Source organism: Lautropia dentalis, from assembly GCF_003892345.1.
GTDB classification, from domain to species: Bacteria; Pseudomonadota; Gammaproteobacteria; order Burkholderiales; family Burkholderiaceae_E; genus Lautropia; species Lautropia dentalis.
In genome coordinates this window covers 575899-602892 of the sequence record NZ_RRUE01000001.1, presented here as the reverse complement: position 1 = coordinate 602892, position 26994 = coordinate 575899, and the positions used below count along the sequence as shown (strand labels likewise).

Sequence of the window (26994 nt, the reverse complement as noted above, 5' to 3'; positions counted from 1 at the left end):
GCCTGCCGCTGGGCAATGCGCCGTCGGGGGACGAGGAAGAGCAGATCCTCAACGAGATGTACGAGGCAGCCCAGGCCGAGGGCGGCAGGCTGATCGTCTACGCTGGTGGCGACACGCCGGACCAGCAGGATTACGCAAAGAACGGCTTCAAGGCGCGCTTCCCGAACATCGATATCGACATCATCGTCGACTACAGCAAGATCCACGACGTACGCGTGGACAACCAGCTGGCCACGGACACACTGGTGCCGGATGTGGTGCAGCTGCAGACGCTGCAGGACTTCGAGCGCTGGAAGCACGAAGGCCGGCTGCTGCCCTTCATGCCGCCCGCCTTCCCGGCCATTCATCCGTTCTTCCGGGACGAGCATGGCGCCTGGATCTCGATTGGGGTGCTGGCCTTCAGCTTCATGGTCAACGCCTCGGCCGGTGACATGCCCAGCACGCCGGAAGAGCTGGCCAACCCGAAATGGAAAGGCAGGATCGCCTCCTCCTACCCGCAGGATGACGATGCCGTCCTGTACCTGTACAAGCTGTACGCCAAGATCTACGGCTGGGACTGGGTGCGCCGCATGAGCGAACAGGACATCCTGTTTGCCCGGGGCACCAACACGCCGGGCGACGCGGTGAACAGCGGTACGCGGCCGATCGGCATCGGGGGCGCCGGCTCGCTGACCGGAGCCGATGGGGCCGCACGCTGGGTGGTGGCCGACAACCATCCGTTCATGGCCTGGGGCCAGCGGGCCGCCATCCTGAAAGGGGCGCGCCACACGGCTGCCGCCAAACTCTATCTGAGCTGGCTGGTCTCGCGCCAGATGCAGGAAAACAGCTTCAACGGCTGGTCGGTGCGTACCGACGTGCAGCCGGCGGGCGGCCTGCGCCCGATCTGGGAGTACGACAATTCGTACTGGTGGCACTTCCCCGCGTTCATGCGCAACCGCGCCGAGGTCGAGCGCTGGCGCCAGACCTTCGTGATGTATTTCGGTGATGTGAAGGGCGAACCCTCACCGGGCGTGCAGGGGCTGCACCCGGGGGCTGGTGCGTGATGACACCAGGCACACTGGACTACAGCCGGACGCACCGTTCAGGCACACTGGACTACAGCCGGACGCACCGTTCCCACTGAACGCACCACAGAAAAGGGGCGCAAATCCTTTCCTGGAAAGAATCGCGCCCCTCTTGCCGGCCCGGAGCCGGGCCGGATTCAGCAAAAACCTGCCGACGGCTGTTTTACCGCCTGCAGATCCCCCGCCGGCACAGCCGCAGGCCGCCGGCGGCGGCCACCAGCGCCAGCAGCGTGAGGCCGAACACCCACGACTGGGTATTCGCAAAGCCCTCCATCAGCACGAAGAGCACGGCACCCAGCGCGCAAATGCGGGCCAGCACGCGCTCTTCGGCATCCCCCACCAGACGCAGGCCGGCCAGACGGGCCATCAGCAGGCCCAGCAGCGGCAGCATGTACAGCACGGTGGGGAAGCCCCGGTAGCGGGAATCGAACACCAGCAGCAGCGCCATCAGCGCCCCCCCGAACAGGAAGAAGCTGCGGCAGACGCCCAGCCAGTCGAGCGCGTCGAAATGCGCCCGGCGACGGCGCCACAGGGTGATGAAGGACGGCACCTGCACCCCGTCCAGCGATTCCAGTCCGCCCCCGGCCGGCCGGTCGGAGCGTCCGAGTGCGATCAGCCGGGCCATCACCACCACCAGTGCCACCGAGGCCAGGCCAAAGATGACCGAGGTGCCCCATTCCAGCACGTCACGGTTCCAGATCGTGCCGTAGCGGGCCTGCGCCACCAGCAGCCCGCCGGAGGCCACGCCCAGCGCCACCAGCTGCACCTGCGTGGCACGCCCACGCACCCGCCAGACCCGCAGCAGCCACAGGGCCACCAGGGCACCGGCTGCCGCGCCCAGCCAGCCGCGGTACCAGTGCGGATCCTCGGCCACGGGGCCGGTGGCCGGGAACTTGGGCTGGCCGTCACTGTCGAACACGCCCCAGTTGCCACCCATGGCCCCTTCCTGCCCCCGTTTCCAGGGCTGGTCGAAGCCTTCGATGAAGTTGTAGTTCAGATGGTGATCGGCGGCGGCCTGGCTGAACTCGCGCATGAAGCGGGCCTCGTTGACCCGGCTGGCCACGGCGGCCATGCGCTGGCGACCGGCACTGGGCCAGCCGGTCTCACCGATCAGCACGTCCTTGCCATGGAACATCTGTCGCATCTGCTCGGCCGTGCCGGTGATGTGCTGGATGGCATCATGAATGCCAACCGGATGGTCTTCCCAATAGGGCAGGATGTGGACGGTCACGAAGGAGACGTGATCGGCCAGGGATTTGTTCTCGGCCCAGAACTCCCAGACATCGGCATAGGTGACAGGGATGTCGACAGCCGCTCGCACCCGGTCCAGATAGGTGGCCATCTGCTGGGCCGACTGCTCACGACGCAGCAGCACCTCGTTACCCACCACGATGCCGCGGATGGTGTCGGGATACTGGCGCGCCAGTGCGATGGCCCGTTCGATCTCGAGGTCGTTCTTGTCGCGCTCGCGGCCGATCCAGATGCCCATCAGCACCTGCATGCCCAGCGCCTTCGCCACCTTCGGCACGTGCTCCAGCCCCTGGATGACCGAATAGGTGCGCACGCAGCCGGTCCGTGCCGACAGGATGGAAAGGTCCTCCCGCACGCGGGCCTCGTCCACGCTGGCATCGGGATTCATCGGGGTTTCATCCGGCTTGCGGAATGCGGTGTAGGACAGGCACTGCAGCTTGCCGTCAGCACCTTCGGCCAGCGGCTGCGGGGTGCCTTCGGCACGCCACCAGGCCAGCACCCAGAGAGCGGCCACGAGGCAGAGCAGCGTCATCAGCCAGGAACGGTTGCGGGACAGGAACTCGGACATGAATGAACAGGAGGAAGGGACCGGACGGGCCGGTCGGGAAAGGGAAAAAGGGAAGAGCCAGCGAATGACGCGGAAAACGGCCGCCGGCGAAGACGGCCTTCAAAGGGAAGAGCCGCTGCATGGCGCAGGAAACGGCCGGCACCGCATCCCGGGCACAGGAGCCGCGGCCGGACACCGGGGCCGGCCATGGTGCAAGCATAGCCGATTGCGTCCGGTGGGCGCGCGCAAACCCGGTCGGCACCGGGCCGGGCGGCTGCTGCACGGCACCACACCGGCCACGCCGGGCAGCACGCCGGATGCACCACGCTCGACCGGCGGCACTGGACACCATACCGGCCAGACGCCCCACACGCGACCGGCGTCACTGCAGGCCATGCCGGCCCGAGGGGCCGGGCGCGGCCGGCCAGACCCGGCAAGAACGAACCATGGACGCGTCCATCCCCACACAGCCTCACGGCACAGCGCCGAATCTGTTTCAGCCTGAAAATAGACGTCACAGGACCGTAATTCTGCCAGACGTCCGCCGCCATAGAATTCGTGTCGCAGATTGCCGCGTGCCACGGTGGTGCAGGCCTTGCAGTACAGCCGCCTCCTCCCCGGCCTGACGGCAGGTCGGACAACGCAACCGGGTCATGCTGCCGCATCTCACCTTCATGCCTGCCGCGCAGGCGGCATGCGGGCCGGCAGGGCGGCTTTCGTGGCCGCGCCGGGCCTGCAACATCAGGCACAATTGCTGTCTGGCCTGCCGGTGGGGCCGTCGGGGCCTGCCGGCCGGACGCCGGCGTACCCTGTGCCCGCTGCGTGCGCCGGCGGGCATGGCGTCTTCGGGCCCCTCGCGATCCTGCACCGTGCCAACGCACACGCTGTACCGACATCTCGTCAATCCTGACTGGAAATCTCGCTATGTCCGGACCGGACTCACATTCTCCTTCCTCTCCCGATCACGACAGTTCACTGGCCGTTCACTTCCGTACCCGTCACCCGGTGACGGTGGGCCGGGTACTGAGCGCACTGTTTCTGGCACTGCTCATCGCCGTGCTGAATTTCGTGGTCTGGGACAAGATCAATCCGGTGGTGGATGCCCCGCCCTTCTACGGCAAGATCAGCGGCCTGGCCTACAACTCGGCCCAGCGCTGGGACAATCCGCTGGAAGGCAAGGATGCCGATGATGCCTCGATCCTCAAGGATTTCGAGATCCTCTCGCAGTTCACCACCCGCATCCGTACCTATACCAGTGCCGACCGGCCGCAGATCCCGGCGCTGGTCGAGAAGGCCGGCCTGCACCTGACGGCCGGTGTCTGGGTGGGCAAGGACGAGGAGCGCAACCAGAAGGAAATCGACGCGCTCGAGAAGGCCGTGCAGGAAACCAGCGCCATCGAGCGGGTCATCGTGGGTAACGAACGGGTGCTGACCGGCGAACGCACGCCGGCCGACTCCATCCGCCACATGCGCGAGGTCAAGCGCCGCGTGCGCAAGCCGGTGTCCACCGCCGAACCGTGGCACGTCTGGCTGCGCTACCCCGAGCTGGCCGCCAATGCCGACTTCATCACCGTCCACCTGCTGCCCTACTGGGAGGGGCTGCCGGTGAAGCAGGCACTCGACTACACCTTCGGCCGTCTGCACGAGGTGCAGCGCCGCTTCCCCGACAAGAAGATCGTCATCGGTGAGGTGGGCTGGCCCAGCCAGGGCGACCGCCGCGACTCCTCGCGTGCCTCGCCGTCCAGCCAGGCCGAATTCATCCGTGGTTTCCTGGTGCGCGCCGCCGCCGAGAACCTCGACTACTTCCTGATGGAAGGCATCGACCAGCCCTGGAAGATCGAGCTGGAAGGCCGGGCCGGCCCCTACTGGGGCTATCTGGATGCCTACCGGCAGCCCAAGTACAGCCTGACTGCCCCCATCGAGCGTGACCCGAACTGGGAAACCAAGGCGGCACTGGCCTCGGTGGCCGGCGTGGTGGCGCTGTTCTGGTTCATGTTCACCTTCTCGAACCTGCAGCTGCCCAGCCGGCTGGCCTTCGGCATCGTGTTCCAGTCGGTGATCTCGCTGTTCGCCTGGCTGGTGGCCCTGCCCTTCGACTACTACATGCGCCCGATCGACTGGACCTTCCTGGTCATTCTGGTGCCGTCGCTGCTGGCCATGTCCATCATCCTGCTGACCAACTTCTTCGAGTTCGTCGAGATGTTCTGGCCGGGCAACCTGCGGCACGTCTACCGGCCGCGGCCGCTGGCCCCGGGGGCGCGCGAGCCGAAGGTGTCGCTGCACCTGGCCTGCTGCAACGAGCAGCCCGACATGGTGATCGCCACCATCAAGAGCCTGGCGGCGCTCGACTACACCAACTTCGAGGTGCTGGTCATCGACAACAACACGAAGGACGAGAAGCTCTGGAAGCCGGTGGAGGAATTCATGGCCACCCTGCCCGAGAACTTCAAGTTCTTCCACCTGCCCAAGTGGCCCGGCTTCAAGGCCGGCGCACTCAACTATGGCCTGACGCAGACGGCACCCGATGCCGAGATCATCGGTGTGGTCGATGCCGACTATGTGGTGGTGCGCCGCTGGCTGAAGGACGTGGTCAGCTACTTCGACGACCCGCAGACCGCCGTCGTGCAGTCGCCGCAGGCCCACCGTGGCTGGAGCCGTCACACCTTCCGGAGGATGATGAACTTCGAGTACGACGGGTTCTTCCGCATCGGCATGCACCACCGCAACGAACGCAACGCCATCATCCAGCACGGCACGATGACGCTGGTGCGCGCCGAGCCGCTGAAAAAGGATGGCTGGTCCGAATGGACGATCTGCGAGGACGCCGAGCTGGCCCTGCGCCTGATGAACCAGGGCTACACGCTGCGCTACGTGGACGTGGTAATGGGCCGGGGCCTGACGCCCGACACCTTCTTCGCGTTCAAGAAGCAGCGCAAGCGCTGGGCCCAGGGCGCCATCCAGATCATGAAGGCGCACACGAAGACGCTCTTCGGCCGCAGCAACCTGACCACGGCACAGCGCTATCACTTCATCGCGGGCTGGTTCTCGTGGGTAGGTGATGCCCTGCACCTGCTGTTCGCGCTGGCCGCCATTGCGTGGAGCATCGGCATCATCGCAGCGCCGCACCTGTTCAGCCTGCCGATCCTGCTGTTCATGATCCCGCTGATCGCCTTCTTCTTCTTCAAGGCACTGATGGGGCCGCTGCTGTACATGCGCCGCGTGCGCTGCGAGCAGAAGGATGTCTGGGGCGCAGCCCTGGCCGGCATGGCGCTGTCGCACGGTATCGCCCAGGGTGTGTACGAAGGGCTGTGGAACAAGACGGCCGTCTTCGAGGTGACCGAGAAAGGCGGTGGTGCCGGTACGCAGGCCTCCGACCAGTCGGGCGGCGAAAGTGCTGCCGGCGGCGCGGCATCGACCGCGTCGGGTAGCGCCGGTGCGGCAGCCGGAACCTCCGGCGCCACCGGTGCAGGCGCGACCACCGGCCAGACGTCCGGTACCGCAGATGCCGCAGACACATCCGCCCCCCCGGCACCCGCCGCTGCAGAGGCAGCCACGACGGCTGCAGCGCCGGCGCCCGCCGCCAAACCGGCCAAACGCAAGAAGCCGGCCGGCATGGCCTGGGGTGGCGTGCGCGAGGAGGCGCTGCTGCTGATCGGCCTGCTGGTGGCCACCTGGGGCATCTCGCTCACCCGCCTGCCCAACCACCTGGAATCGTTCATGTGGATGGTGGTGCTGATCCTGCAGGCGGTGCCCTACCTGGCCGCGGTCATCTGCGCGCTGATCTCCGCCTCGAAGGCGAAGCATCTGGAGAAGAAGCCGAAGCAGCCCCGGACGGCACAGGCCGGTGGGGCCGACGAGGCCGGCAAACCGGCCAGCGCCTGACCGACCGGCACAGCGCACGGATCCACGCCCAGATGGATCCGTGCCCCGCCGGCCCCTGCGCGCAGGGCGTCCACGAACCCCGGCCTGTCCGGGGTTTTTTCATGGGCACCACCCGAACGCCCCTGCAGCCATTCCTGCGTCACCCCGTTTGCCACCCGTCTGCCATCCCCACCAGGGCTTCACCTGCCATTCACAGACGACAGACGGTCGCCCGGACATGACGGAGGTTTTCGCCCCCCATGCATGCCCGACGAACGGTCACCCGGGCATGACCGGCGGCCTCGAGCCGTTGCACCGGCAGATCAAACGGTTATAATGGACGTTTACCTGCCGTACCGTTGCGTGCGTTTCCAACACCCCGCTTTTCGGCGCTGAACCCACAGATCCCCTATGAAAGAAGGCATTCACCCCGAGTACCGTGAAGTCGTGTTCCAGGACATGGCCAACGGTTTCAAGTTCATCACGCGTTCCACGGTGCAAACCCGCGAAACCATCAAGATGGATGACGGCAAGGAATATCCGCTGATGAAGCTGGACGTCACTTCCGAGTCGCACCCGTTCTACACAGGCGCCCAGCAGCGCATCATCGAGACCGGCCGCGTCGAGAAGTTCCGCCAGAAGTTTGCCCGCACCGGCGCTCCCGTGGCCAAGGCCTGAGCGTCCCTGCGCCTCGCGGCCACGGCCCCGCCGTGGCCATGTCAAGCCCTGGCATTGCCGGGGCTTTCTTTTTGGTAGCGGGTGGCACGCAGGACGCATGGGGGTGCATGCATCTTGCTGGACCATGCATCCATTCCCGTCCTGCGTGGTACATGCACCCATTCTGTCCCGCGAGCCCCTCTGTCCCGGTACGACCGGCCACAGGGCTGCCTGCCTCCGCTGCGTCCGCTGCCTCCGTGACGGACTCCAGGCAAATGCGCTCACGGTTCCGTTGGTGTCCTGCAGCAATGCACGGCTGGGGCCAGTGCGGGAACGAATGAGTCCATGACACGCACGGAGAGCCTCGCCCCTGTCATGCCACAATTTCGGCCTGGCATTGCAGATGCTTCGCAATCCGGAAGGTTTCTTGTACCAGCCGTTCGCAGCTGCCGGACAATGAGGCAGATGGACCATCGCGTGGCATGAACGCGTTCATCCCCGCAAAGCCCCCGCCGGACGTGCAGGGCATGACGGCAGGACCACGGAATCCTTCATGGATTCTGGGTGCTGTCGACACAGCCAGGCGTGCCCAGTGGGAGAACCACTCACACCGGACACCCCCTGCTCACCGGCCTTTTCTCAGGATCAGCCCATGTCAAGCTCCAGCTCCGGATCCCGCGTCCGACCCTATCTGGTCACCTCGGCCGACGCCGCCCGTCTGCCGCGCTGGATTCCGCTGCTGTTCTGTGCGGTCTATGTGCTGGCCGGCCTGATCGGCCGCGATCCGTGGCGCACCGACGATGCCATCGGCTTCGGCATCTCCCACACCATGCTCACCGGCAGCACCATCGACTGGCTGGTGCCCAACGTGCAGGGCGAGCTGGTGCCCGAAGGTGGCCCGCTGCCCTTCTGGCTGGGCGCCCTGGGCATGATGGCGGCACGCCTGTTCAACGCCCTGCTCTCCGGTTTCCTGGGCCACGCGGCCAACGGCTGGCTGATCACGGCCGATCTGGCCATGCGCCTGACGGCCGCACTGGGACTGGCGCTCTCGATGGTGATGCTCTGGTATGCCGCCCGCAACCTGGCCATGCGTCCCGAGATCCAGCCGCTGGACCCCTTCGGGGCCGGCGCCAGCCCGCAGGACTTCGGCCATGCCGTGGCGGACGCCGCCCTGCTGGCCGTGCTGGCCTGCTTCGGGCTGATCGCACCCATTCACGAAACCACCGCCAACGCCGCCCAGCTGCCCTGCGTGGCCGGCTTCCTGTACGGCCTCAGCCTGTGCATGAACCATCCGCGCCGCGGTGGCCTGATCGTGGGAACGGCCATTGCCGCCAGCCTGCTCACCTACGGCGTCCCCCTGGCGGTCGCGCTGCTGCTGTCCGTCCTGCTGCTGGTGTTCATCGTGCGGCCGTACCGGCTGGTGGCAGGCTGGATTCTGGCCACCGTGCTGCCGGTGGCCCTGGTGGGCAGCCTGGCCTGGCCCGCGCTGCTGGCCTACTTCAGCCAGCCGGATGCCATGGTGCAGGCCATGCCGCTGGCCGAGGGCACCGCCACCGTCCCGGTCACTGCCGCCGCCAGCCAGCAGGTGGCCACCTTCTTCCAGGGCTGGCTCGAATGGAACGCCAGCATGGTGGGCGCCCCCTCGATGGCCACCCTGTCACGACTCGGCGGCACGCTGCCCTGGTACCTGTGGCCGCTGTGGCCCTTCGTGCTGTGGGGCGTGTGGCGCTGGCGGACGGGCTGCCGCGAGGCCCCCATTGCCGTGGCCCTGGTGCCCCTGCTGCTGATGCTGCTGGCCTCGCTGCTGAACCCGCAGACGGCCGACCACCAGAACACGCTGACGCCGATGGTGCTGCCGATGGCCATTCTCACCGGCATCACGTTGCCGATGATCCGCCGCAGCATGGTCAGCATCGTCGACTGGTTTGCAGTGATGATCTTCTCCGTGGCCAGCCTGGCCGTCTGGGCCTACTGGGTGGCCTTCCTGTCCGGCTGGCCGCCCCGCATGGCCATGAAGGCCGAGGCCGCGCTGCCCGGCTTCATCGCCCACATCTCGGTCTCCGAACTGGCCATCGGCCTGCTGGCCACCGGCGCCTGGGTGCTGCTGGTGGTCTGGCGGGTCTCGCGCCGGCCCCGCCCCTTCTGGCGGCCGATGGCACTGTCGTCGGGCGGCATGGTGCTGACCTGGCTGCTGCTGATGACCCTGTGGATGCCTGCCGGCAACTGGCGCAAGAGCTACCAGGAACTGGTGACCCCCACCCGTGAGCTGTTTGCCAGCGAACCGGGCTGCGTGATGCACGCCGGCCTCGACCAGGGCGAACTGGCCCTGTTCAGCTACTATGCCGGTGCCCGCTTCGTGCGGCTGCCCGAGCTGCGGGCCACCGAGCAGGCGACCACGACACCGGGCTCCTGCCCCTGGCTGCTGGTGGCCGACGACACCCCCGGCCCCATCGACCTGCCCGCGCTGCTGGTGCGCAACGATGACAGCGGCCTGAACGGCAACCGCCGCGCCGCCCTGATCAACGAGCCGTGGCAGCCCGTGTGGCAGCGCCGCCGCCCGTTCGGCAAGACACCGCACCTGCTGGCGCTGTACCGCCGGCCGGTGCCGGAGGCTGCGCAGGCGCGCTGAACCCGGCCATAGGGCCTGCGCCTGCACGCGCGGGCCGGGAAGATCGGGCAACACGATGCCTTCCATCTGAAGCCCCCCGCTCCTGCCGTACGTGTTGGGGAACCATGCAGCAGCCGACGAAACCCGGCCACGCCCTGCGCGTCAACGGCCCCCGGCTACAGCCCACCATAAACAACAGGTTCTACCCGCTGGCGCCGTGGCGCGCCTCAGTGCGCGTCCGGATTGAAGAGATACTGGCGATAGTGACGCAGCTCGTCGATCGACTCCTGGATGTCGGCCAGTGCCGTGTGCGCACCGCGCTTTTTGAAGCTTTTGTAGACGCCCGGCGCCCAGCGTTTGGCCAGCTCCTTGAGCGTGCTCACATCCAGGTTGCGGTACAGGAAGTATTCCTCCAGCTCCGGCATGTAGCGGGCCATGAAGCGACGGTCCTGACCAATGGAATTGCCGCACATCGGCGTCTTGCCGGCCGGCACCCACACCCGCATGAAATCGAGCAGCATGCGCTGGGCCGCAGCCTCGGTGATGGTCGAGGCCTTCACCCGGTCGATCAGCCCCGACTTGCCGTGGGTGGACTGGTTCCATTTGTCCATGGCCTCCAGCACGGAATCGGGCTGGTGAATGGCCAGTACCGGCCCCTCGGCCAGCACGTTCAGCTCGCTGTCGGTCACGATCATCGCCACTTCGATGATGCGGTCGATGTCCGGATGCAGTCCGGTCATCTCCATGTCCACCCAGACCAGCCGGGTTTCGTCGGGCCGCACCGGCCCATTCGCCTCCGTGTGCGAATTGTCACGCGCCGGCTTGCCTGTATTGTCCGGGGTGCCGACTCCCCCCGCCTTGTCCTGGGTTTCCATGCTTTAATTGTCGCATGCAACCCCTGCACTTCAGCTTCCTGTTCGTCGCCTTTCTGATGGCCTCGCTGCTAGTGCGGCTCTGGCTGGCCGGCCGGCAGATCCGCCATGTCGCGCGGCACAGCCAGCAGGTACCCGCCCCCTTCGCCAGCCGCATCAGCCAGCCTGCCCACCAGCGCGCCGCCACCTATACCGTGGCCCGCGTCCGGCTGGCCATGCTCGAGCTGGGCATCAACGCCGTCCTGCTGCTGGTCCTCACCCTGCTGGGCGGCCTGCAGCACATCGACGAATTCTGGATGCGCTGGCTGCCCACCCATCCGCTGCTGCAGCAGCTGGCCACCATGGCCAGCACGCTGCTGCTCATCTCGGTGGCCGAGCTGCCGCTCGACTGGTGGCGGCACTTCCGGCTGGAAGCGCGCTTTGGTTTCAACCGCATGACCCTCGGCCTGTTCGTGGCCGACCACCTCAAGGGGCTGCTGCTGGGGGCCGTGCTGGGCCTGCCGCTGCTGGCCGGCATGATCTGGGTCATGCAGTCCACCGGCAGCGCCTGGTGGCTGTGGGCCTGGGCCTTCTGGATCGGCTTCAGCACGCTGATGCTGCTCATTTTCCCGGCCTTCATCGCCCCACTGTTCAACCGCTTCGAACCCCTGCCCGACGGCCCGGTGAAGGAGCGCATCCTGGCCCTGCTGGCCCGCTGCCACTTCAGCGCCGGCGGCCTGTTCGTCATGGATGGCAGCCGCCGCTCGGCCCATGGCAACGCCTATTTCACCGGCTTCGGCCAGAGCCGGCGCATCGTCTTCTTCGACACCCTGCTGGCCCGTCTGGATACCGACGAGGTCGAGGCCGTGCTGGCGCACGAACTGGGCCACTTCAAGAAAAGACACATCATCCGGCGCATGGTGCTGCAGGCCGTGCTCAGCCTGGCCTGCTTTGCCCTGCTGGGCTGGCTGTCGGGACAGTTCTGGTTCTATCAGGGGCTGGGCATCGCCATCAGCCCGCTGCAGACACAGGCCCCGGCCGGCGTGGCCCTGCTGCTCTTTTTCCTGGCCCTGCCGGTGTTCACGCTGCCGCTGCGTCCGCTGATGGCCTGGCTGTCACGGCGCGACGAATTCGAAGCCGACGCCTTTGCCGTCGACCATGCCAGCGGCACTGCCCTCGTGTCGGCACTGACCAAGATCTACGAGGACAACGCCGCCACCCTCACCCCCGATCCGCTGCATTCGGCCTTCTACGACTCGCACCCGCCTGCCACCCTGCGCATTGCCCACATCGAGGCGCGGCTGGCGCAGACACAGCCCGGGGCGGCCTGATATCCCCGCATTCCACGCAGATTTCATCACGTCACAGTTCCTGCTGCCATGATCCAGCAAGACGATACCCTGCCCGGCGAACCACCCTCGATCGAGGTCTACGACACCGCCATCCACGGCGTGCCCGACGAAGCCTCACCATCGCATCACGAGGTTGCCCCGCCCCCGGAACGGGTTCCGCCGGCGGGTACGCCATCACCCACGGGCCGGCCGAATTCACCGGATCCGAAGGCGGACAGGGTATCGCCAGCAGGCGCCACATCGTCTGGAAAGGCTGCGCAGGAAAGCCCCCTCCCCGGCAGTGCGCAGACCAGGCCCGCACCTGCCGGGTCTGCTCCTGCCCGGTCCACTCCTGCCAGACCCACGCCAGACAAGCCCGTACCCGCGCCTGCCAAACCCGCACCTCCTGCCAAACCCGCACCTCCTGCCAGGCCCGCATCTCCTGCCAGGCCCGCATCTCCTGCCAGGCCCGCATCTCCTGCCAGGCCCACATCTCCTGCCAGGCCCACATCTCCTGCCAGGCCCACATCTTCTGCCAGACCCACATCTGCCGGCCCCACACCCACCGTACCCGTACCAGGCAAACCCGCATCCGCAAAACCCGTACCCACAAAACCTGCACCAGCCACACCCCCTCCTGCCAGGGTTTCATCTGCCAGGGCTTCATCTGCCGGGGATACACCTGCCACACGCTCACCTGCGGGAACTTCATCTGCCGACGCCCTGCCCACCGGTGCCGCGCCTGCGGCTTCCTCGTCCGCCAGGCCGGCTGCACCCCGGGCCAGACCCCGCAAGGCGGGCGATTCCCGCAGCAGGCCAGCGCTCGTTGCACGTCCCGCCTTCCCGCCTCCCGAAGCCGTCCCGCCTGGTGACGACTACCCCGGCGCACGTTACGAGGACGAAGCCACGGCACTGGCCAGCAGGGGTCAGGGGCGTGCTCCGCGTGCGGGAGGCACCCGCGCCTTCAGCCGCAAGACGGAAGCCGGCACCCAGCTCGCGCACCGTGGCCAGACCCGCGCCGACCGGCTGGAAGCCGACGTGATGGCTGCCTGGGGCCGCCACTTCCTGCTGGCACCAGACCATGGCGGCGAATACATCACCGCCATGACGGTCGGCCGCCGGGTGGACTGCGTGGTCGGCGACCACGTGGTGTACCGTCATGCGGCCAACGGCGAATGCGCCATCGAGCGCGTCGGCCCCCGCCGCAACCGCGTGATGCGCAGCGATGCCTTCCGCCAGAAGATCATCGCCGCCAACGTCGATCAGGCCGCCGTGCTGATCAGCGGCTACCCGGCGTTCGACGAAGCCCTGCTGATGCGCCTGCTGCTCGGCCTCACGGCCGAGGGCATTCCCGTGCTCGTGCTGGTCACCAAGCAGGATCTGACCCGCACCTTCAGCGAGGTGCAGGCGCGTGCCCGCGTCTATGAAAAGCTGGGCTACCCGATGCTGCCCATCTCGGCCCTGAAGGATCCCGACTCGCTGATACCGGTGCGCAAGCGTCTGACCGGCAAGCGCACCGTCCTGCTGGGCCAGAGCGGCATGGGCAAATCCACCCTGCTCAATGCGCTGGTCCCCTCCGCCGGCCAGCAGACCAGCGAAATTTCCGAGGCACTGGCCAGCGGGCGCCATACCACCACCTTCAGCCGGGCCTTCCTGCTCGACGACGGCCAGAGCTGGCTGATCGACACCCCGGGCTTCCAGCAGTTCGAGCTGGCCCACCTGAGTCACTGGCAGCTGCTGCACGCCATGCCGGAATTCCGTCCCTACCTGGGCCACTGCCGCTTCAACGACTGTATGCACCACGACGAACCGGGCTGCGCCATCCGGGCAGCGGCCGAGCAGGGCAGGATCGACGCGCACCGCTACAGGCTGTTCCAGCAGCTGGCGCAGTACGACTGAATCAAAAGGCAGCCCCTCCAGACTGGCCCCAGTCGTGCATCACCGGCACCGCCTGCCTGACAAGAGACAGCCTCGCCTGCACAAGGCCCCGGTCAGCAGACAGTCGGGGGTAGCGCGGGCAACGAGAGAGCCCATGACACGCACTCATGCGCCCGGGCACACGCTGGGAACCTCCCATCAATGGGTCCGGGTACAAACTGGGTTGCCGCCTCCATGACAGGCACTGGACACACACAACAGCGCCCCGACCTCCTGCAACGATTCACTGCGGCGTTGCAAGCCGCCAGAAACGATTCCATAACGTCGCGTTGTATTGGCGTTCGCAAAAACTCCCAAAAAGCCTTGGGTAATGTAACAATGTTCAATCTTTGCCCTGTCCGTGACGGGGTGGGTCTATGGTCTTCACAGGGTCCACCACGTTACGGAGAAAGGACATGGGCAACACCGGACATTCCCCCTCCTCTCGCGCACCGCGTCACGATCAGGCATCACCCGCCGGCAGCTTTGCGGGCGCACGGACACACCGCAACCCGCGGGGCCACGATGCCCTGTTCCGGCCGCACCCGCTGGGCCTTGCCACGGCAGCCGCGCTGGCCTGCCTGATGGCCGGCTGCGGTGACGGCACCCCGACGACAGACCAGCAACCGACCGTCAAGGCCACCTCCGGGGCACCGGCATCCCATGCCGGACAGCGCGATGGCCAGCAGGCCAACGGCAGCACAGCGGCAGGCAGCAGCCAGCCGGTCAATGGCACCGGAACGGCCAGCGGCAGCGCAGCAGACAGCAGTACGGCTGCCGCCGGCAAGGCAGACGGGAACGCGACGGCATCCGCCGCCGGCCCCGTGGCCATCGACGCGAAAGGCATCAGTGGCAGGGTGCTGCAGGCCATGCTGCTGGAAGGCACCCAATGGAACGGCAAGACGCCAACCGCCCGGGTCTGGCCTGCCTATCCCTGGCAGGGCCCTGGCCCGAAAGGCAGCCCGGATCTGGACGCGCTGGGCAAGCGCCCCAACGTGCTCGGCGGCCAGTCACTCACGAAATCCGGACAGGACGACCGGCACTACGCCTACAATCTCGACACCCAGGCCATTCCCTCCGGCGCGGCCAGCACGACCAGCACGACCAGCACGGCCGGAAGCGGCACGGACACGGCCGGCACCAGCACCAGCACCAGCACCAGCACCAGCACCAGCACCAGCACCAGCACCAGCACCGATTTTGCGGCCCTGAATGTCACGCTCCCCATGGAAATCACGGGAGAGGGCTACTTCCTGCCCAGATACGAAGGACGCCAGTACGAGGGTTTCCGCGACAAGGTCTCGATTGCCCTGACGCGCACGGCATCGGTCCAGGTCGCCGACGGCAAGACCCCCCGCACCCAGCAGTTCAGCGCCCCGGGCACGCCCCGCACCATCGGCTTCGATGGCCGCTTCTCCTTCAATGACGCGATTCAGGAATGGCAGCAGCCCGATGGCAGCAGGCTGCAGCTGCTGCTGCTCGCCGGTGCCAGCGCACGGGAGGCGAGACTGTGCCTGAACACGCAGCTGCCCGAGCTGCAGCGGCTGACCTGCACCATCTGGCAGGTGCCGGAGAATGTGGATACGGGCGGCAACCTCGAGTATCGTGGCCTGTACGTGGCCGATGGCCGCAAGGCCAGCGACACCCCCACCAAAGAGGCACCGGACCGCGCGGACAGACAGCTGTACTGGCAGTCATCCGCCGCCTACCCGGGCTATGCCAACCCGGCGGTTGGGCCGAACGGGGTGCGTGGCGACGCCGTGGCTGCCGCCCTGACCCAGATCGTGGAAATCGTTCCCTGGGGACTGGGCGAGGCCTATCGTGGATGGTCCGCCAGCCTGTGGAGCGGCCCCGGCCCGGATGGTCATGCCATCCAGCAGGAAGGGGTGCCGCCCGGCATCGAGGGCTGGTCCAGCTTCCAGGAGCCATCCGACCGCGACAATCCTCCCTCTCCGCCCCACTATCACACCCAGTTCACGAGCTTCCTGCATCAGGAATACACGCAGCAATACCCGGGCTTCGCGTTCAACAGCCTGACGGCAGCGCTGACGCTCGAAGCGCACATGGGCCGGTACTTCGACGGCTATCATGACGGGCAGGACAGCTTCTTCACGCCGGGACGTTTCCTGTTCGGCGTGGACGGCGATCCGGTGCCCGGCCGGGAACTGCTCACCCTGGGAAGCAGCGTGCATGCAAAAGCAGAAGCGGGCTATGGTCCGATCATCCCGGACGGTACACAGACGCCCGGCGATGGCACGGTGAGTCTCTCCACCGACCACAACACCAGCCTGTACGCCGACCGCATGGTGCCGCCGGAGCCGGCCGTGCAGACTTGGACCAATGTGCAGGGCGAAAAAGTGGCCCTGTCGGTCCAGAGCGTCGCCCAGCAGGCGCCGTATGAACGGCAGTTCTGGCTGTGCCTGCAGCAGGAGGTGCTGAAGACCAGACGGACCACCTGCAGCCGCTGGGAAGTGCCCGCCGAATGGCGCCTGGACCTGCCGCTGACCTTTCGGGGCATCCGCGTCACTGACGACCTGACATCCAGCGGACAACCCGGTCAGGTTCGCTACTGGATGACGGATATCAGCCAGCAGCAGATACAGTCGGCGAAGTCCCTGCGGACGCAGCAACGCAAGGCGCTAGTACGCAAGGCCATCCAGAAGGCTTCTGCAGGCGGGCAGCCGTGAAGCCTGACGCCGCAAAACCGAGGGACCGTGTGAGGTCATGACGCCGTGATGCACGGCCAGGGCTCTGGATGGATGAGGTGCCATTCGGAGCCCTGAACACCGGGACGAACCTCAGTCCGCGGCGAGGAAGTGGTAGAAATTGCGCAGGATCGTCGCCGTTGCGCCCCAGATGAAGTAGGAACGGCCGTCCGGTGCCCGCCAGGGCATGGCAAGGAAGGAGCGCTGGACGGTCTGACCCTGCTGCTGCCAGCGGCCGATGCGACGCTGGTGCCGCGCCGGATTCATCAGAAAGGCCAGCGGCACCAGAAAGGCTTCCTGCACCTCATCGGGTGACAGTGTCAGCCCGTCCAGCCGCACGGCTGCATCGAGCAGCCCCACCACCGGCGTGACCCAGAAACCCGTGCCCGTGGCCATGGTGGGCAACGTGCCCAGCACCGAAACCTGCGCGGGCATAAGACCAGTTTCCTCACGGGCCTCGCGCAGTGCCGCCGCCTCCACCGACGCATCACCGGCATCGAGGCGGCCACCGGGAAAGGCAATCTGTCCGCGGTGCTTGCGCAGCCGGTTGCTGCGTACCGTGAGCAGCACCTGCAGCCCGTCAGGAGTGGGCAGCAGCGGAACCAGAACGGCAGCGGGAATCAGGGCCGGGGAATCTCTGTCCAGCAGCCCTTCGCCGGTCGGGCGTTCGGCATTGCTTTCGGCCTCCAGCGACCACCGGGACGGCGGATGCAAAAACCGCTGCCGGATCCATTCGCCCTGCAGGCGATGGTCGGACAGCGGTTGCCTGGGAGACCCGGCGGGCATCGCGGCGAGCGGCGCCCGGGCCGGATCGAAAACAGGGTTTGACGAGGCTTGCACGGGGATACCCCTGCGTTGCCGTCGGCCCTGCCGGGCCGATCAGTTTCCGGCGGCTTCCGAAGTGGCGGTCTTGGCAGCCTGCGTACGGGCCGGCAGTTTTTCCTTGATGCGGGCCTTCTTGCCGGAGAGGTTGCGCAGGTAGTACAGTTTGGCACGACGCACGTCACCACGACGTTTGACCTCGATGCTGGCGATCAGCGGCGAGTACAGCTGGAACGTACGCTCGACGCCCTCGCCCGAGGAGATCTTGCGCACGGTGAAGGCGCTGTTCAGACCCCGGTTGCGCTTGGCGATGACCACGCCTTCGTACACCTGCACGCGCTTGCGCGAGCCTTCCACCACGTTCACGGCCACGGCCACGGTGTCACCGGGAGCAAAGGCGGGGATTTGTTTGCCGAGGCGGGAAATTTCTTCCTGTTCGAGCTGGGCGATCAGATTCATGACGATAACTCCATGGCATCATGCACGGGGCTGTTGTTGGAAAGGGTTTGTGCCCAGCCAGAGGATGCAGTCAGGTCAAGCTGCTGATGATAGCATGTCGATGAGTCGCTGCACCAGAGGAGGACGCTGCAAAAGTCTGCGAGCGCGTTGGCCCCGGGATCAGGATGAATGAGCTGGCCCCGGAACGTTTCCCGTGACGGATCAGTGACAGATGCCAGCACCTGCGGGCAGCCGGCAACAAAACCAGGAGACACGCCATGACCCTCATCTGCAGCCAGCGCTTTTCCACGCCGCTTGGCCCCATGTACGTCAGCGCCACGGACCAGGGCGTCTGCCTGCTCGAATTTGCCCGTGCCGAACGGATCGAGCGCGAAAGCCGCGACCTGGAGAAGCGCCTGCGGGCACGCACCGTACTGCGCGAAAACGAACACACGCGCCAGGCTGCCCGCGAAATTGCCGAATACTTCCAGGGCACCCGTCATGCTTTCGACATCGCCCTGCACACCCCGGGCACCGATTTCCAGCGACGGGTCTGGGCTGAACTGGGCACGATTCCGTTTGGCCACACCACCCACTATCAGGCCATGGCCGAACGTCTCGGGCGTCCCGATGCCGTGCGCGCGGTGGGGGCGGCCATCGGCTCGAACCGGATAGCCGTGGTCATTCCCTGTCACAGGGTCATTGGCAAGGACGGCTCGCTGACCGGCTATGCCGGCGGCATGCAGCGCAAGGACTGGCTGCTGGCCCATGAGCGCGGCGAAACCGCCCCTGACCGGGAGCCCGGCCTGTTCGATGCAGAACGGGAGCCGCAGATCGTGCCGGCCGACAACGGATGGGCCGGGTGACGGATGGACCGGGTAACGGAACCCCCATCAACTGCCCAGATCCACCAGCAGGTCGGGCCGTTTGGCGCAGGTGGCCTCCAGCGCACGCGCATGGCGCCACTGGTCGATGTCGCGATGATTGCCCGACAGCAGCACGGCCGGCACGGCCGGATCGACGTCGCCCACCAGGCCCGGCGGCAGCACCTCGGGCCGGGTGTAGTGCGGGCAGTCGAGCAGCCGCTGGGCCGGCGCCCCGTCGGCAAAGGAATCCTGCTCGGCCGACTCGCCGTGGTTCAGCACACCGGGCAGCAGCCGTACCACCGCATCCAGCAGCAGCATGGCCGGCAATTCGCCGCCCGACACCACGAAATCGCCCATGGATATCTCTTCATCGACCTCGGCATCCAGAAAACGCTGGTCGATGGCCTCGTAGCGGCCGCAGAGCAGAATGGCGCCGGGCGAGGCCGCCAGCCGCTGTGCCCGCGACTGCGAAAAATGCTGCCCCTGCGGTGACAGATAGATGACCGGCAGCGGTGGCCGCCCCTCCCGCGCCCGCGTCCCGCGCAGATCGGCCAGGCAGCGCAGCAGTGGCTCGGCCAGCATCACCATGCCCGGCCCGCCCCCATAGGGACGATCATCGATGCGGCGATAGTTGTCGAAGGTGTAGTCACGCGGATTCCAGCAGCGCAGGAAGTAGGCATCGGGCGCATGCCGGACACGAGAACTGCGAACCGGAGGATCCTCTGCCGGAGAGGCAGGATGCAGGGGCTGCCGTTCCCCTTGAGACAGATCTCCCTGCGGCAACGCCTCCCCGGACTGCTGCGCCACTGGAAGCTGCTGCCCCACCGGGGGCTGCTGACGCGCACGCCCCACCACGCCATAGGGCGCAATGGCTTCGATCAGGTCGGGGAAGATGGTGATGATCTCGAAGTCCACGGGAATGCATCAGCGCCAGTCGGCTGCCCAGTCGACCTCGATGCGCCGTGCCGCCAGATCCACCGTGGTCACGATGGCCTCGACGAACGGGATCAGCAGGCCGTCATCGAGTCGCAGCACCTGCTGGGCGCCGTGATCGTCCACGGCCACCACGGTACCCAGTCGTGCGCCACCCTGCCCGATCACCTCGCAGCCGATGAGATCGGCATGATAGAACTCGTCCTCGTCGGCCGGCGGAAAGTCGGCACGGTCGACCTGCAGCTCGACCCCCTTCAGGGCCATGGCCTGTTCGCGCGTGAGCGCAGGCTGGCCATCGAGCAGCACCAGCTCGGCCACCAGCATGTCGCCCTGCACGCGGCAGCGGCCACGCCGGACGATCTGGGGCAGGACGAGGGGACGGGAGCGCCCCGGCAGCGACGGGGCCGTGCGCGAGGAAGGAGCCGCTGCGCGGGAACCTGACACCGGTGCGTGAACAGCGCCGCCTGCATCAGCAACCGGACCTTCCTCACGTCTGCCCTCCAAGGCTTGCCGTGCGGGCACAGCCCCGCCCGCAACGGCAACTGGCGCTTCCGCGTCAGCAGACTCGACCAGACGCCAGCGTCGGGCATGACGCAGCACCGACCCGGATGCAGGCGCCCAGGGCTCGATTTTCACCGCACCGTGCACGCCATGGCTGCCGCGGATGCGGCCAACGCCGATCCATTGCGGATCAGCCATGCGCCAGCCCCGGTATCACGGGAGACCCCGCGAAATCAGGCAGCGGCCTGCTGGGCACCAACCTGCTTGGCCAGACGGGCCACGCTGGGCGAGAGCTGTGCGCCCTGGGAGACCCAGTGCTGCACACGGGCCAGGTCCAGACGCAGGCCCTGCTGGTCCTTCTCGGAAGCCACGGGGTTGTAGAAGCCCAGACGCTCGATGAAGCTGCCGTCGCGACGGTTGCGCTTGTCGGTCACGACAATGTTGTAGAAGGGGCGCTTCTTGGAACCACCACGGGAAAGACGAACGACGACCATTGAGATATCTCCGAATACCAGCCGATGTACAAAGGGCCTGGCACCCGGACACCGGGACTGACCAGAACCTCTGACTGCCGGGCCCCGTACGTCCGAAGGCCCAAGGCAGCCGGACATCCAGAACCCGATGATGAGGAAACTCTTGATTGTATAGGTCCAGCGCGCTCTTGTCATGTTTTTGATACGCGTCGCGCCCACCCACGCGGCCTGAAACACGTTTGAACCCATTCGTTCCCGGCAGGCCCCGGCCGTGTACTGACGAGGCGGCCCCGTTTTCCGTCCGCATGCCCCTTTCACTGTCGCAGGAATGATGAACCCGGGGCGCCGTCCATGACGGCAGTCGGCCGGCAGTGGCCGAAATCACACAAAATGGTTAAGCTTTGGGTTCGGATGACCCCGAGGTACCCATTCCTCACCGGAAAGGTCTGATCACGTCTGAAACGCACGCCCCTAGATGCGTGCCTGCCAAGCTGTTTTTGCCGGCCCCACCGGAGCACCCGGCTGATCGGATACCTCCCGGCACGCCCGGGCCGTCCGTATCCGGAGCCTAGCTTTGCATTTCAGTTTCAGTCCCACCCAACAGCTGTTCATCCTGCTGCTGCTCGTTCTGGGCAGTGCCTTCTTTTCGGCCGCCGAAATCTCGCTGGCCGCCTCGCGCCGCATCAAGCTGCAGGTGCTGGCCGATGAGGGAGACGAGCGGGCAAAGGAAATCCTTGCCCTGCAGTCACGCCCCGGCCAGTTCGTCACCGCCGTGCAGATCGGCATCAACACCGTGGCCATCCTGGCCGGTGCCGTGGGTGAATCGGCGCTGAGCCCCAGCTTCAGCGACCTGATCAAACCCGTCTACGACGGCCCCTGGCTGGAGCCCCTGTCCACCACCCTGTCGTTCCTGGCCGTGACCAGCCTGTTCGTGCTGTTTGCCGACCTGCTGCCGAAGCGGCTGGCCATGCTGGCCCCCGAAAAACTGGCCCGCCGGCTGGTACGTCCGCTGCATGGCTGCATCGTGATGTTCAAGCCGCTGGTGTGGATCTTCAACACGCTGTCGGACAAACTGATTTCGCTGTTCGGGCTGCCCGCCCAGCGCACCGACGAACTCACCTTCGACGACATCTCGGCCGTGGTGGACGCCGGCGCCGAGGCCGGTGTGCTGCCCGATACCGAATACCACCTGATCGAGAACGTGTTCGAGCTGGAGTCGCGCCTGGTGTCGTCGGCCATGACCACCCGCGAGAGCATCGCCTACCTGACGCTGCAGGAGACCGACCAGGAGATCCGCGACCAGATCGCCCAGCTGGCGCATTCGCGCTTCCTGGTCTGCGACGAGGAAATCGACCGCATCGTCGGCTATGTGGAATCGAAGGACCTGCTGGCCCGCATCCTGAACGACGAGCCACTGACACTCAGGGGCGCTCCGTGGATCAAGCCGGTGCTGACCATCCCGGATTCGCTCACGCTGTCCGAGCTGCTCAACCACTTCCGCGCCAGCCGCGACGACATCGCCATCGTGCTGAACGAATACGCCCTGGTGGTGGGGCTGATCACCCTGAACGACGTGATGAGCACGGTGATGGGCGATCTGGTCAACGACAACCAGCGGCAGATCGTCAAGCGCGACGACAACAGCTGGCTGATCGATGGCCTGACGCCCGTGGAAACCGTGCTGCGTGCGCTGGACATCGAGGAGCTGCCCGAAGACAGCAGCTACGAAACCCTGGCAGGCTTCATGATGTACAGCCTGCGCCGGATGCCCAAGCTGACCGACACCGTCACCTACGGGGGCTACAAGTTCGAGGTGGTAGACATCGACCACCACCGCATCGACCAGCTGCTGGTCACCCGGGTGAAGGAGCCGGAGCCCGCGCCGGACGGCGACGCGGAGCAGGCCTGAAGCAGCGCCGGTTCAGTTCGGCCCGTGTGCCTGGAAGCCACTGGACAGGAACGGTGCACCACGGCCATTCACCGCGCCCGGCGAACTGCGATAGGCACTGCCCTGCCCCACCATGGGCGGTACCGGGCGTGCGCCCGGCCCCCAGACGGGCACCCCGCCATAGAGCAGCGTATCGGACGGCGACAGGGCCACCGACAGACCACCGACCAGGGCCTTCAACAGGGCATCCTGCTGGGCCTGCTGGCGTTTGGCGGCCTCGATGGCCAGCCGGTCGGTGTAGCGCTGCTCGAAAGCGCGATTCTGTTCGGACCAGTTGCGGCGCTCGGCCTCCAGCGTGGCGGCCGGCGGGGCGTCGGGCAGACGGTAGTCACGCCCTTCGTGCTGCACGGCCCCCTGGGCCGGCTTGTCACCGAAGACCACCGAGCCGTCCGGCATGCGCGACTGGTAGACGCGGGTGACCGACTCGGCCCGGGCGTTGCCGGCCACCAGCAGGCCGCCGAGCGCCAGCGCGGCACACGACAGCACGACACGGGAAGAACGGGATGCCGCGGCCTGTGCGCCGCGGGCTTGAACACCTGCTGCAGCGGCCGGGATGCGGCCTGCCGTGAATTGCGATTTCATGCCAACCTCTCCTGACGAACGGCGCCCGGGAAGGCACCAGTGGCCGGCAAGTTTGATCGGCGGTTTTCAAAACCGCAAGCGCAAAACCCCGGTTATCTGCGAAAACGTCGGACGGCTTTGCATCGTCGAAAATCCCAACAAAAACAGGGTGATGCAGTTCACAAAACGGAACGGGGCCGGGAGGTGCAGCCCCGCTCCGCGGGCACTCAGGTGTTCTTCCGGCAGATGCCGGGGGACGTGGATGGAGCGGCCCCGCCCCACAGGCACTCAGAGCTTTGCCGTCAGCGCCGGCACCGCCTCGAACAGGTCGGCCACCAGGCCGTAGTCGGCCACGCCGAAGATCGGGGCTTCTGCATCCTTGTTGATGGCCACGATGATGCGGCTGTCCTTCATGCCCGCCAGGTGCTGGATGGCACCGGAGATGCCGGCCGCGATGTAGAGCTGCGGCGCGACGATCTTGCCGGTCTGCCCCACCTGCCAGTCGTTGGGAGCATAGCCGGCGTCCACGGCGGCGCGCGAGGCGCCCAGGGCTGCATTCAGTTTGTCGGCGAGCGGTTCCAGCACCTCATGGAACTTTTCGGCACTGCCCAGTCCGCGGCCTCCGGCCACGATCACCGTGGCAGCCGTCAGTTCCGGCCGCTCGTTGCCGGCACTCTCGCGGCCCACGAAGGTGGCCTGCGGGCCATCGACCGGCACGGCGGCCTCCTTCACGACGGCGGCCGAACCCCCGTCGGCCGGCGCCTCGTCGAACGAGGTGCCACGCACCGTCAGTACCTTCACCGGGTCGGCGCTCTGCACGGTGGCAATGGCATTGCCGGCGTAGATGGGGCGGCGGAAGGTATCGGGGGCATCGATGCCGGTCACGTCCGAAATCTGCGCCACATCGAGCAGCGCCGCCACGCGCGGCATGAAGTCGCGACCATGCGCCGTGGCTGCCGCCACCACGTGGCTGTAGCCGGCGGCCTGGGCCACCACCTGGGCAGCCACCGCTTCGGCCAGCTGATGGGCCAGCGACGGATCGTCCACCACCTTCACCTGGCTCACGCCCGCCACCTTTGCCGCGGCCTGGGCCACGACATCCACGCCGCTACCCAGCACCAGCAGGTGCACGTCGCCGCCCAGCCTGCCGGCGGCGCTCACTGCCTGCCGCGTGGCACGTTTCAGATCCCTGTCGTCATGTTCGGCAATTACCAGTACTGCCATGGGTCACTCCTTGTTCCGTTGCGCCTGGCGGTCAGATGACCTTGGCTTCATTCTTCAGTTTCTCGACCAGCTCATCCACGCTGCCCACCTTCACGCCTCCCTGGCGCTCGGGCGGCTCGGTCACCTTCAGCACCTTCAGGCGCGGCGCCGGATCGACACCCAGTTCGGCCGGCGACAGTTTTTCCAGCGGCTTCTTGCGGGCCTTCATGATGTTGGGCAGCGTGACGTAGCGTGGCTCGTTCAGGCGCAGGTCGGCCGTCACCACCGCCGGCAGCGGCAGACACACGGTTTCCATGCCGCCATCGACCTCGCGGGTGACGGTGGCCTGACCGTCGGCCACTTCGATCTTCGAGGCGAAGGTGGCCTGCGGCAGCTTCAGCAGTGCGGCCAGCATCTGGCCGGTCTGGTTGGCGTCATCGTCGATGGCCTGCTTGCCCAGCATGAGCAGCCCGGCCTGCTCCTTCGCCTGCACGGCAGCCAGCAGTTTGGCCACGGCCAGCGGCTGCAGCACGGCGTCGGTCTCGACCAGCACGGCACGGTCGGCACCAATGGCCAGCGCGGTCCGCAGCGCATCCTGGCTGGCTGCAGGCCCGCACGATACCGCCACCACTTCGGTGGCCGCCCCCTTCTCCTTCAGGCGCACCGCTTCTTCCACGGCGATTTCATCGAAGGGGTTGATCGACATCTTGACGTTGGCAATGTCCACGTCGGTGTTGTCGCTCTTGACCCTGACCTTGACGTTGTAATCAACGACTCGCTTGACTGCTACCAGAATTTTCATGAGACAGGTCCGTTAAAGGAGGCGGCCGGTACCCGGGCCGATACCAGAAATGCAGCGACGTAGCGTGCGGGCGCAGTGCCCCCGGGAGCCCCCTGCAGAGCGTCTGCGGCACCCTGATTCCCGTACCCGGGCGATCCGGTGCGTTGCCATGTGCCGGCAGGGCGCACGATGCGGCATTGCGCCCGGCCGCCCCGAATTTTTCACGGCGTCATTATATAGACCGCCCCTGCGCGACGCCGCATGCCCGTACCGGGAACAGCGTTGCTGCCTGTCGCCGGACCGTCCTGCTGTCTGTCACCCGAACCGTGCCGTTTTCTGTTGCGTGCCCGTTTCTGTTTCCGGAACAGCCCACCAGCAGGGCATGCCGCACAAGCACTCATGCGTTTCCGCGCTGGCCACGAACCCGCGCGCTGACAGGGCCGATGCCCCCATGCCGGGCTCACTGGCCCGTACGCTGCGCTCCGGCAGGCTGGCGTCAACCGGCTGTCAGCCCGGCCGTGTCCGGAGCACAGAGCCTGCTGATACCCTGCGGGTCCGACGGATCCTGTCCCGGGCGGACGCCGGGCAGGGGCTGTTTCTGGCCTCTGTCATCCGCCCGCCAGGTCCGTGTCGTCATGTCCGTGTCGTCATGTCCGTGCCGGCATTTCCGGGCCGGATTTCCGGGCCGGCCCCCGGTCCGGTCTCTCCTTCCAGCCACCCTCTCACCCTCCAGATCGCCCTCATGCTGCAAAAGATCCAGGAAGTCGCCATGCAGATCGGCGCGGTCGTCGTCGGCAAGCCGCTGCAGGTTCGTCTGACGCTGGCCTGCCTGTTTGCCCGCGGTCACCTGCTGCTGGAAGACCTGCCCGGCGTGGGCAAGACCACTCTGGCGCACACGCTGGCCCGCACGCTGGGGCTGGAGTACAAGCGCATCCAGTTCACCAACGACCTGCTGCCGGCCGACATCACCGGCTCGACCATCTACCGCCAGCAGGAGCAGCGCTTCACCTTCATGCCCGGCCCGGTGTTCACGCAGATGCTGCTGGCCGACGAGATCAACCGCGCCTCGCCCAAGTCGCAGAGCGCCCTGCTCGAAGCCATGGAGGAGCGGCAGGTGTCGGTGGAGGGCACGGCACACCGGCTGCCCGACCCCTTCTTCGTCATCGCCACCCAGAACCCGCAGGACCAGATCGGTACTTTCCCGCTGCCCGAATCGCAGCTCGACCGCTTCCTGATGTGCGTGGAACTGGGTTACCCCGACCCCAAGTCCGAGCGTGCCATTCTGGAAGGCCGTGACCGGCGCTCCTGGCTGCAGGATCTCAGGCCCATCCTGTCGCCGAAGGAACTGCTGCAGATCCAGCAGGCCGTCACCGAAGTGAAGGCCCAGGGGCCGCTGATCGATTACGTGCAGAACCTGCTCACCCATTCGCGCCGTTCCTCGCTGTTTGCCGAGGGGCTGAGCCCGCGCGGCGGGCTGGCACTGCTGCGCGCTGCCAAGGCCTGGGCGCTGCTCGATGGCCGCAACCACGTGTTGCCCGACGACGTGCAGGCCGTGCTGCTGCCGGTGGCCGGTCACCGTCTGAAGCCCGCCCGGGGCGCTGCCACCAACCATCGCGCCCGCGCCGAACTGGTGGCCGAGCTGCAGAAAGCGGTGGCGGTGCCCTGACGTCTCCCCC

At 66.8% G+C, this 26994-nt stretch carries 19 protein-coding genes and 1 pseudogene; 10 read left to right on the top strand and 10 right to left on the bottom strand.

The genetic code is table 11. From position 1 onward, the window contains the following. The first annotated feature begins 56 nt into the window (after window positions 1-56). Entirely contained in the window at window positions 57-1043 is a 987-nt protein-coding gene (locus tag EHV23_RS02300) for an ABC transporter substrate-binding protein (RefSeq protein WP_125094534.1), read from the top strand. A gap of 184 nt (window positions 1044-1227) precedes the next feature. Here the strand turns inward: EHV23_RS02300 and EHV23_RS02295 are convergent, their stop codons facing one another. After that, window positions 1228-2883 carry a glycoside hydrolase family 17 protein gene (locus tag EHV23_RS02295; RefSeq protein WP_125094533.1) on the bottom strand — a complete coding sequence of 552 codons (1656 nt, stop codon included), beginning with the start codon at window positions 2881-2883 and terminating at the stop codon, window positions 1228-1230. A 903-nt stretch (window positions 2884-3786) separates the two neighbouring features. Here EHV23_RS02295 and EHV23_RS02290 point away from each other — a divergent pair. The 3 genes from EHV23_RS02290 to EHV23_RS02280 all read left to right on the top strand — a co-directional run bounded on the left by EHV23_RS02290 (window position 3787) and on the right by EHV23_RS02280 (window position 10009). Further along, the gene (locus tag EHV23_RS02290; RefSeq protein ID WP_125094532.1) at window positions 3787-6744 is read left to right on the top strand and encodes a glycosyltransferase; all 2958 of its coding nucleotides are present in this window, start codon (window positions 3787-3789) and stop codon (window positions 6742-6744) included. A gap of 390 nt (window positions 6745-7134) precedes the next feature. Beyond that, entirely contained in the window at window positions 7135-7401 is a 267-nt protein-coding gene (locus tag EHV23_RS02285; protein ID WP_125094531.1) for a type B 50S ribosomal protein L31, read from the top strand. 631 nt (window positions 7402-8032) lie between these two features. Next, window positions 8033-10009, top strand: a complete 1977-nt coding sequence (locus EHV23_RS02280) for an ArnT family glycosyltransferase (protein ID WP_125094530.1) — start codon at window positions 8033-8035, stop codon at window positions 10007-10009. A gap of 206 nt (window positions 10010-10215) precedes the next feature. Here EHV23_RS02280 and orn read toward each other — a convergent pair whose 3' ends face one another. Further along, window positions 10216-10863 (bottom strand): oligoribonuclease, encoded by a 648-nt coding sequence (gene orn, locus EHV23_RS02275; RefSeq protein ID WP_125094529.1) that lies wholly within the window; start codon window positions 10861-10863, stop codon window positions 10216-10218. A 14-nt stretch (window positions 10864-10877) separates the two neighbouring features. Here orn and EHV23_RS02270 point away from each other — a divergent pair, with 14 nt between their 5' ends. The 3 genes from EHV23_RS02270 (at window position 10878) to EHV23_RS15145 (ending at window position 16774) form a co-directional block, all read left to right on the top strand. Then, window positions 10878-12170, top strand: coding sequence for a M48 family metallopeptidase (locus EHV23_RS02270; protein ID WP_125094528.1), 1293 nt, complete (start codon window positions 10878-10880; stop codon window positions 12168-12170). Between the two features lie 1041 nt (window positions 12171-13211). Then, a complete protein-coding gene (gene rsgA, locus EHV23_RS02260) occupies window positions 13212-14069 on the top strand; it encodes a ribosome small subunit-dependent GTPase A (protein WP_148098589.1) in 858 nt (285 codons plus the stop codon). 434 nt (window positions 14070-14503) lie between these two features. After that, window positions 14504-16774: a hypothetical protein gene (locus EHV23_RS15145; protein WP_158615794.1), complete on the top strand. Its 2271-nt coding sequence runs from the start codon at window positions 14504-14506 to the stop codon at window positions 16772-16774. 111 nt (window positions 16775-16885) lie between these two features. On the opposite strand, the gene EHV23_RS02245 is transcribed toward EHV23_RS15145, so the two are convergent. Beyond that, complete coding sequence (locus EHV23_RS02245) at window positions 16886-17578, bottom strand: NUDIX hydrolase (protein ID WP_125095468.1); 693 nt, start codon at window positions 17576-17578, stop codon at window positions 16886-16888. A gap of 93 nt (window positions 17579-17671) precedes the next feature. Then, the gene (gene rplS / locus EHV23_RS02240; protein WP_125094524.1) at window positions 17672-18073 is read right to left on the bottom strand and encodes a 50S ribosomal protein L19; all 402 of its coding nucleotides are present in this window, start codon (window positions 18071-18073) and stop codon (window positions 17672-17674) included. A 257-nt stretch (window positions 18074-18330) separates the two neighbouring features. Between rplS and EHV23_RS02235 the strand changes: the two genes are divergently transcribed. Beyond that, window positions 18331-18918, top strand: coding sequence for a methylated-DNA--[protein]-cysteine S-methyltransferase (locus EHV23_RS02235; protein ID WP_125094523.1), 588 nt, complete (start codon window positions 18331-18333; stop codon window positions 18916-18918). A gap of 27 nt (window positions 18919-18945) precedes the next feature. Here EHV23_RS02235 and trmD read toward each other — a convergent pair. The 3 genes and pseudogenes from trmD to rpsP form a co-directional block, all read right to left on the bottom strand. Further along, window positions 18946-19587: pseudogene (trmD, locus tag EHV23_RS02230) on the bottom strand (tRNA (guanosine(37)-N1)-methyltransferase TrmD); the annotation flags it as partial. Between the two features lie 255 nt (window positions 19588-19842). Then, window positions 19843-20550, bottom strand: coding sequence for a ribosome maturation factor RimM (gene rimM, locus EHV23_RS15475; protein ID WP_203228853.1), 708 nt, complete (start codon window positions 20548-20550; stop codon window positions 19843-19845). A gap of 35 nt (window positions 20551-20585) precedes the next feature. Then, the gene (gene rpsP, locus EHV23_RS02215; protein WP_125094522.1) at window positions 20586-20846 is read right to left on the bottom strand and encodes a 30S ribosomal protein S16; all 261 of its coding nucleotides are present in this window, start codon (window positions 20844-20846) and stop codon (window positions 20586-20588) included. A gap of 553 nt (window positions 20847-21399) precedes the next feature. Between rpsP and paeA the strand changes: the two genes are divergently transcribed. After that, the gene (gene paeA, locus EHV23_RS02210) at window positions 21400-22734 is read left to right on the top strand and encodes a polyamine export protein PaeA (protein WP_125094521.1); all 1335 of its coding nucleotides are present in this window, start codon (window positions 21400-21402) and stop codon (window positions 22732-22734) included. Window positions 22735-22746: 12 nt separating this feature from the next. On the opposite strand, the gene EHV23_RS02205 is transcribed toward paeA, so the two are convergent. The 3 genes from EHV23_RS02205 to EHV23_RS02195 all read right to left on the bottom strand — a co-directional run bounded on the left by EHV23_RS02205 (window position 22747) and on the right by EHV23_RS02195 (window position 25339). Further along, on the bottom strand, window positions 22747-23355 hold the full coding sequence (locus tag EHV23_RS02205; protein ID WP_125094520.1) for a hypothetical protein: 609 nt from the start codon (window positions 23353-23355) through the stop codon (window positions 22747-22749). Between the two features lie 267 nt (window positions 23356-23622). Beyond that, window positions 23623-24558 (bottom strand): electron transfer flavoprotein subunit alpha/FixB family protein, encoded by a 936-nt coding sequence (locus EHV23_RS02200; protein WP_125094519.1) that lies wholly within the window; start codon window positions 24556-24558, stop codon window positions 23623-23625. A 31-nt stretch (window positions 24559-24589) separates the two neighbouring features. Continuing rightward, window positions 24590-25339: an electron transfer flavoprotein subunit beta/FixA family protein gene (locus EHV23_RS02195; protein ID WP_125094518.1), complete on the bottom strand. Its 750-nt coding sequence runs from the start codon at window positions 25337-25339 to the stop codon at window positions 24590-24592. 721 nt (window positions 25340-26060) lie between these two features. On the opposite strand from EHV23_RS02195, the gene EHV23_RS02190 reads away from it, so the two are divergent. Beyond that, the gene (locus tag EHV23_RS02190) at window positions 26061-26984 is read left to right on the top strand and encodes an AAA family ATPase (protein ID WP_125094517.1); all 924 of its coding nucleotides are present in this window, start codon (window positions 26061-26063) and stop codon (window positions 26982-26984) included. The last annotated feature ends 10 nt before the right edge of the window (window positions 26985-26994 follow it).

Coding starts and splice junctions, on each gene's coding strand:
- rimM (WP_203228853.1), bottom strand. CDS start 20,550: ATGGCTGATCCGCAATGGATCGGCGTTGGCCGCATCCGCGGCAGCCAT.
- EHV23_RS02245 (WP_125095468.1), bottom strand. CDS start 17,578: ATGCCCGCCGGGTCTCCCAGGCAACCGCTGTCCGACCATCGCCTGCAG.
- EHV23_RS02200 (WP_125094519.1), bottom strand. CDS start 24,558: ATGGCAGTACTGGTAATTGCCGAACATGACGACAGGGATCTGAAACGT.
- EHV23_RS02270 (WP_125094528.1), top strand. CDS start 10,878: ATGCAACCCCTGCACTTCAGCTTCCTGTTCGTCGCCTTTCTGATGGCC.
- orn (WP_125094529.1), bottom strand. CDS start 10,863: ATGGAAACCCAGGACAAGGCGGGGGGAGTCGGCACCCCGGACAATACA.
- EHV23_RS02295 (WP_125094533.1), bottom strand. CDS start 2,883: ATGTCCGAGTTCCTGTCCCGCAACCGTTCCTGGCTGATGACGCTGCTC.
- EHV23_RS02280 (WP_125094530.1), top strand. CDS start 8,033: ATGTCAAGCTCCAGCTCCGGATCCCGCGTCCGACCCTATCTGGTCACC.
- EHV23_RS15145 (WP_158615794.1), top strand. CDS start 14,504: ATGGGCAACACCGGACATTCCCCCTCCTCTCGCGCACCGCGTCACGAT.
- EHV23_RS02195 (WP_125094518.1), bottom strand. CDS start 25,339: ATGAAAATTCTGGTAGCAGTCAAGCGAGTCGTTGATTACAACGTCAAG.
- rpsP (WP_125094522.1), bottom strand. CDS start 20,846: ATGGTCGTCGTTCGTCTTTCCCGTGGTGGTTCCAAGAAGCGCCCCTTC.
- EHV23_RS02190 (WP_125094517.1), top strand. CDS start 26,061: ATGCTGCAAAAGATCCAGGAAGTCGCCATGCAGATCGGCGCGGTCGTC.
- EHV23_RS02285 (WP_125094531.1), top strand. CDS start 7,135: ATGAAAGAAGGCATTCACCCCGAGTACCGTGAAGTCGTGTTCCAGGAC.
- EHV23_RS02205 (WP_125094520.1), bottom strand. CDS start 23,355: ATGAAATCGCAATTCACGGCAGGCCGCATCCCGGCCGCTGCAGCAGGT.
- EHV23_RS02290 (WP_125094532.1), top strand. CDS start 3,787: ATGTCCGGACCGGACTCACATTCTCCTTCCTCTCCCGATCACGACAGT.
- EHV23_RS02300 (WP_125094534.1), top strand. CDS start 57: ATGTACGAGGCAGCCCAGGCCGAGGGCGGCAGGCTGATCGTCTACGCT.
- rplS (WP_125094524.1), bottom strand. CDS start 18,073: ATGAATCTGATCGCCCAGCTCGAACAGGAAGAAATTTCCCGCCTCGGC.
- EHV23_RS02235 (WP_125094523.1), top strand. CDS start 18,331: ATGACCCTCATCTGCAGCCAGCGCTTTTCCACGCCGCTTGGCCCCATG.
- rsgA (WP_148098589.1), top strand. CDS start 13,212: ATGGCTGCCTGGGGCCGCCACTTCCTGCTGGCACCAGACCATGGCGGC.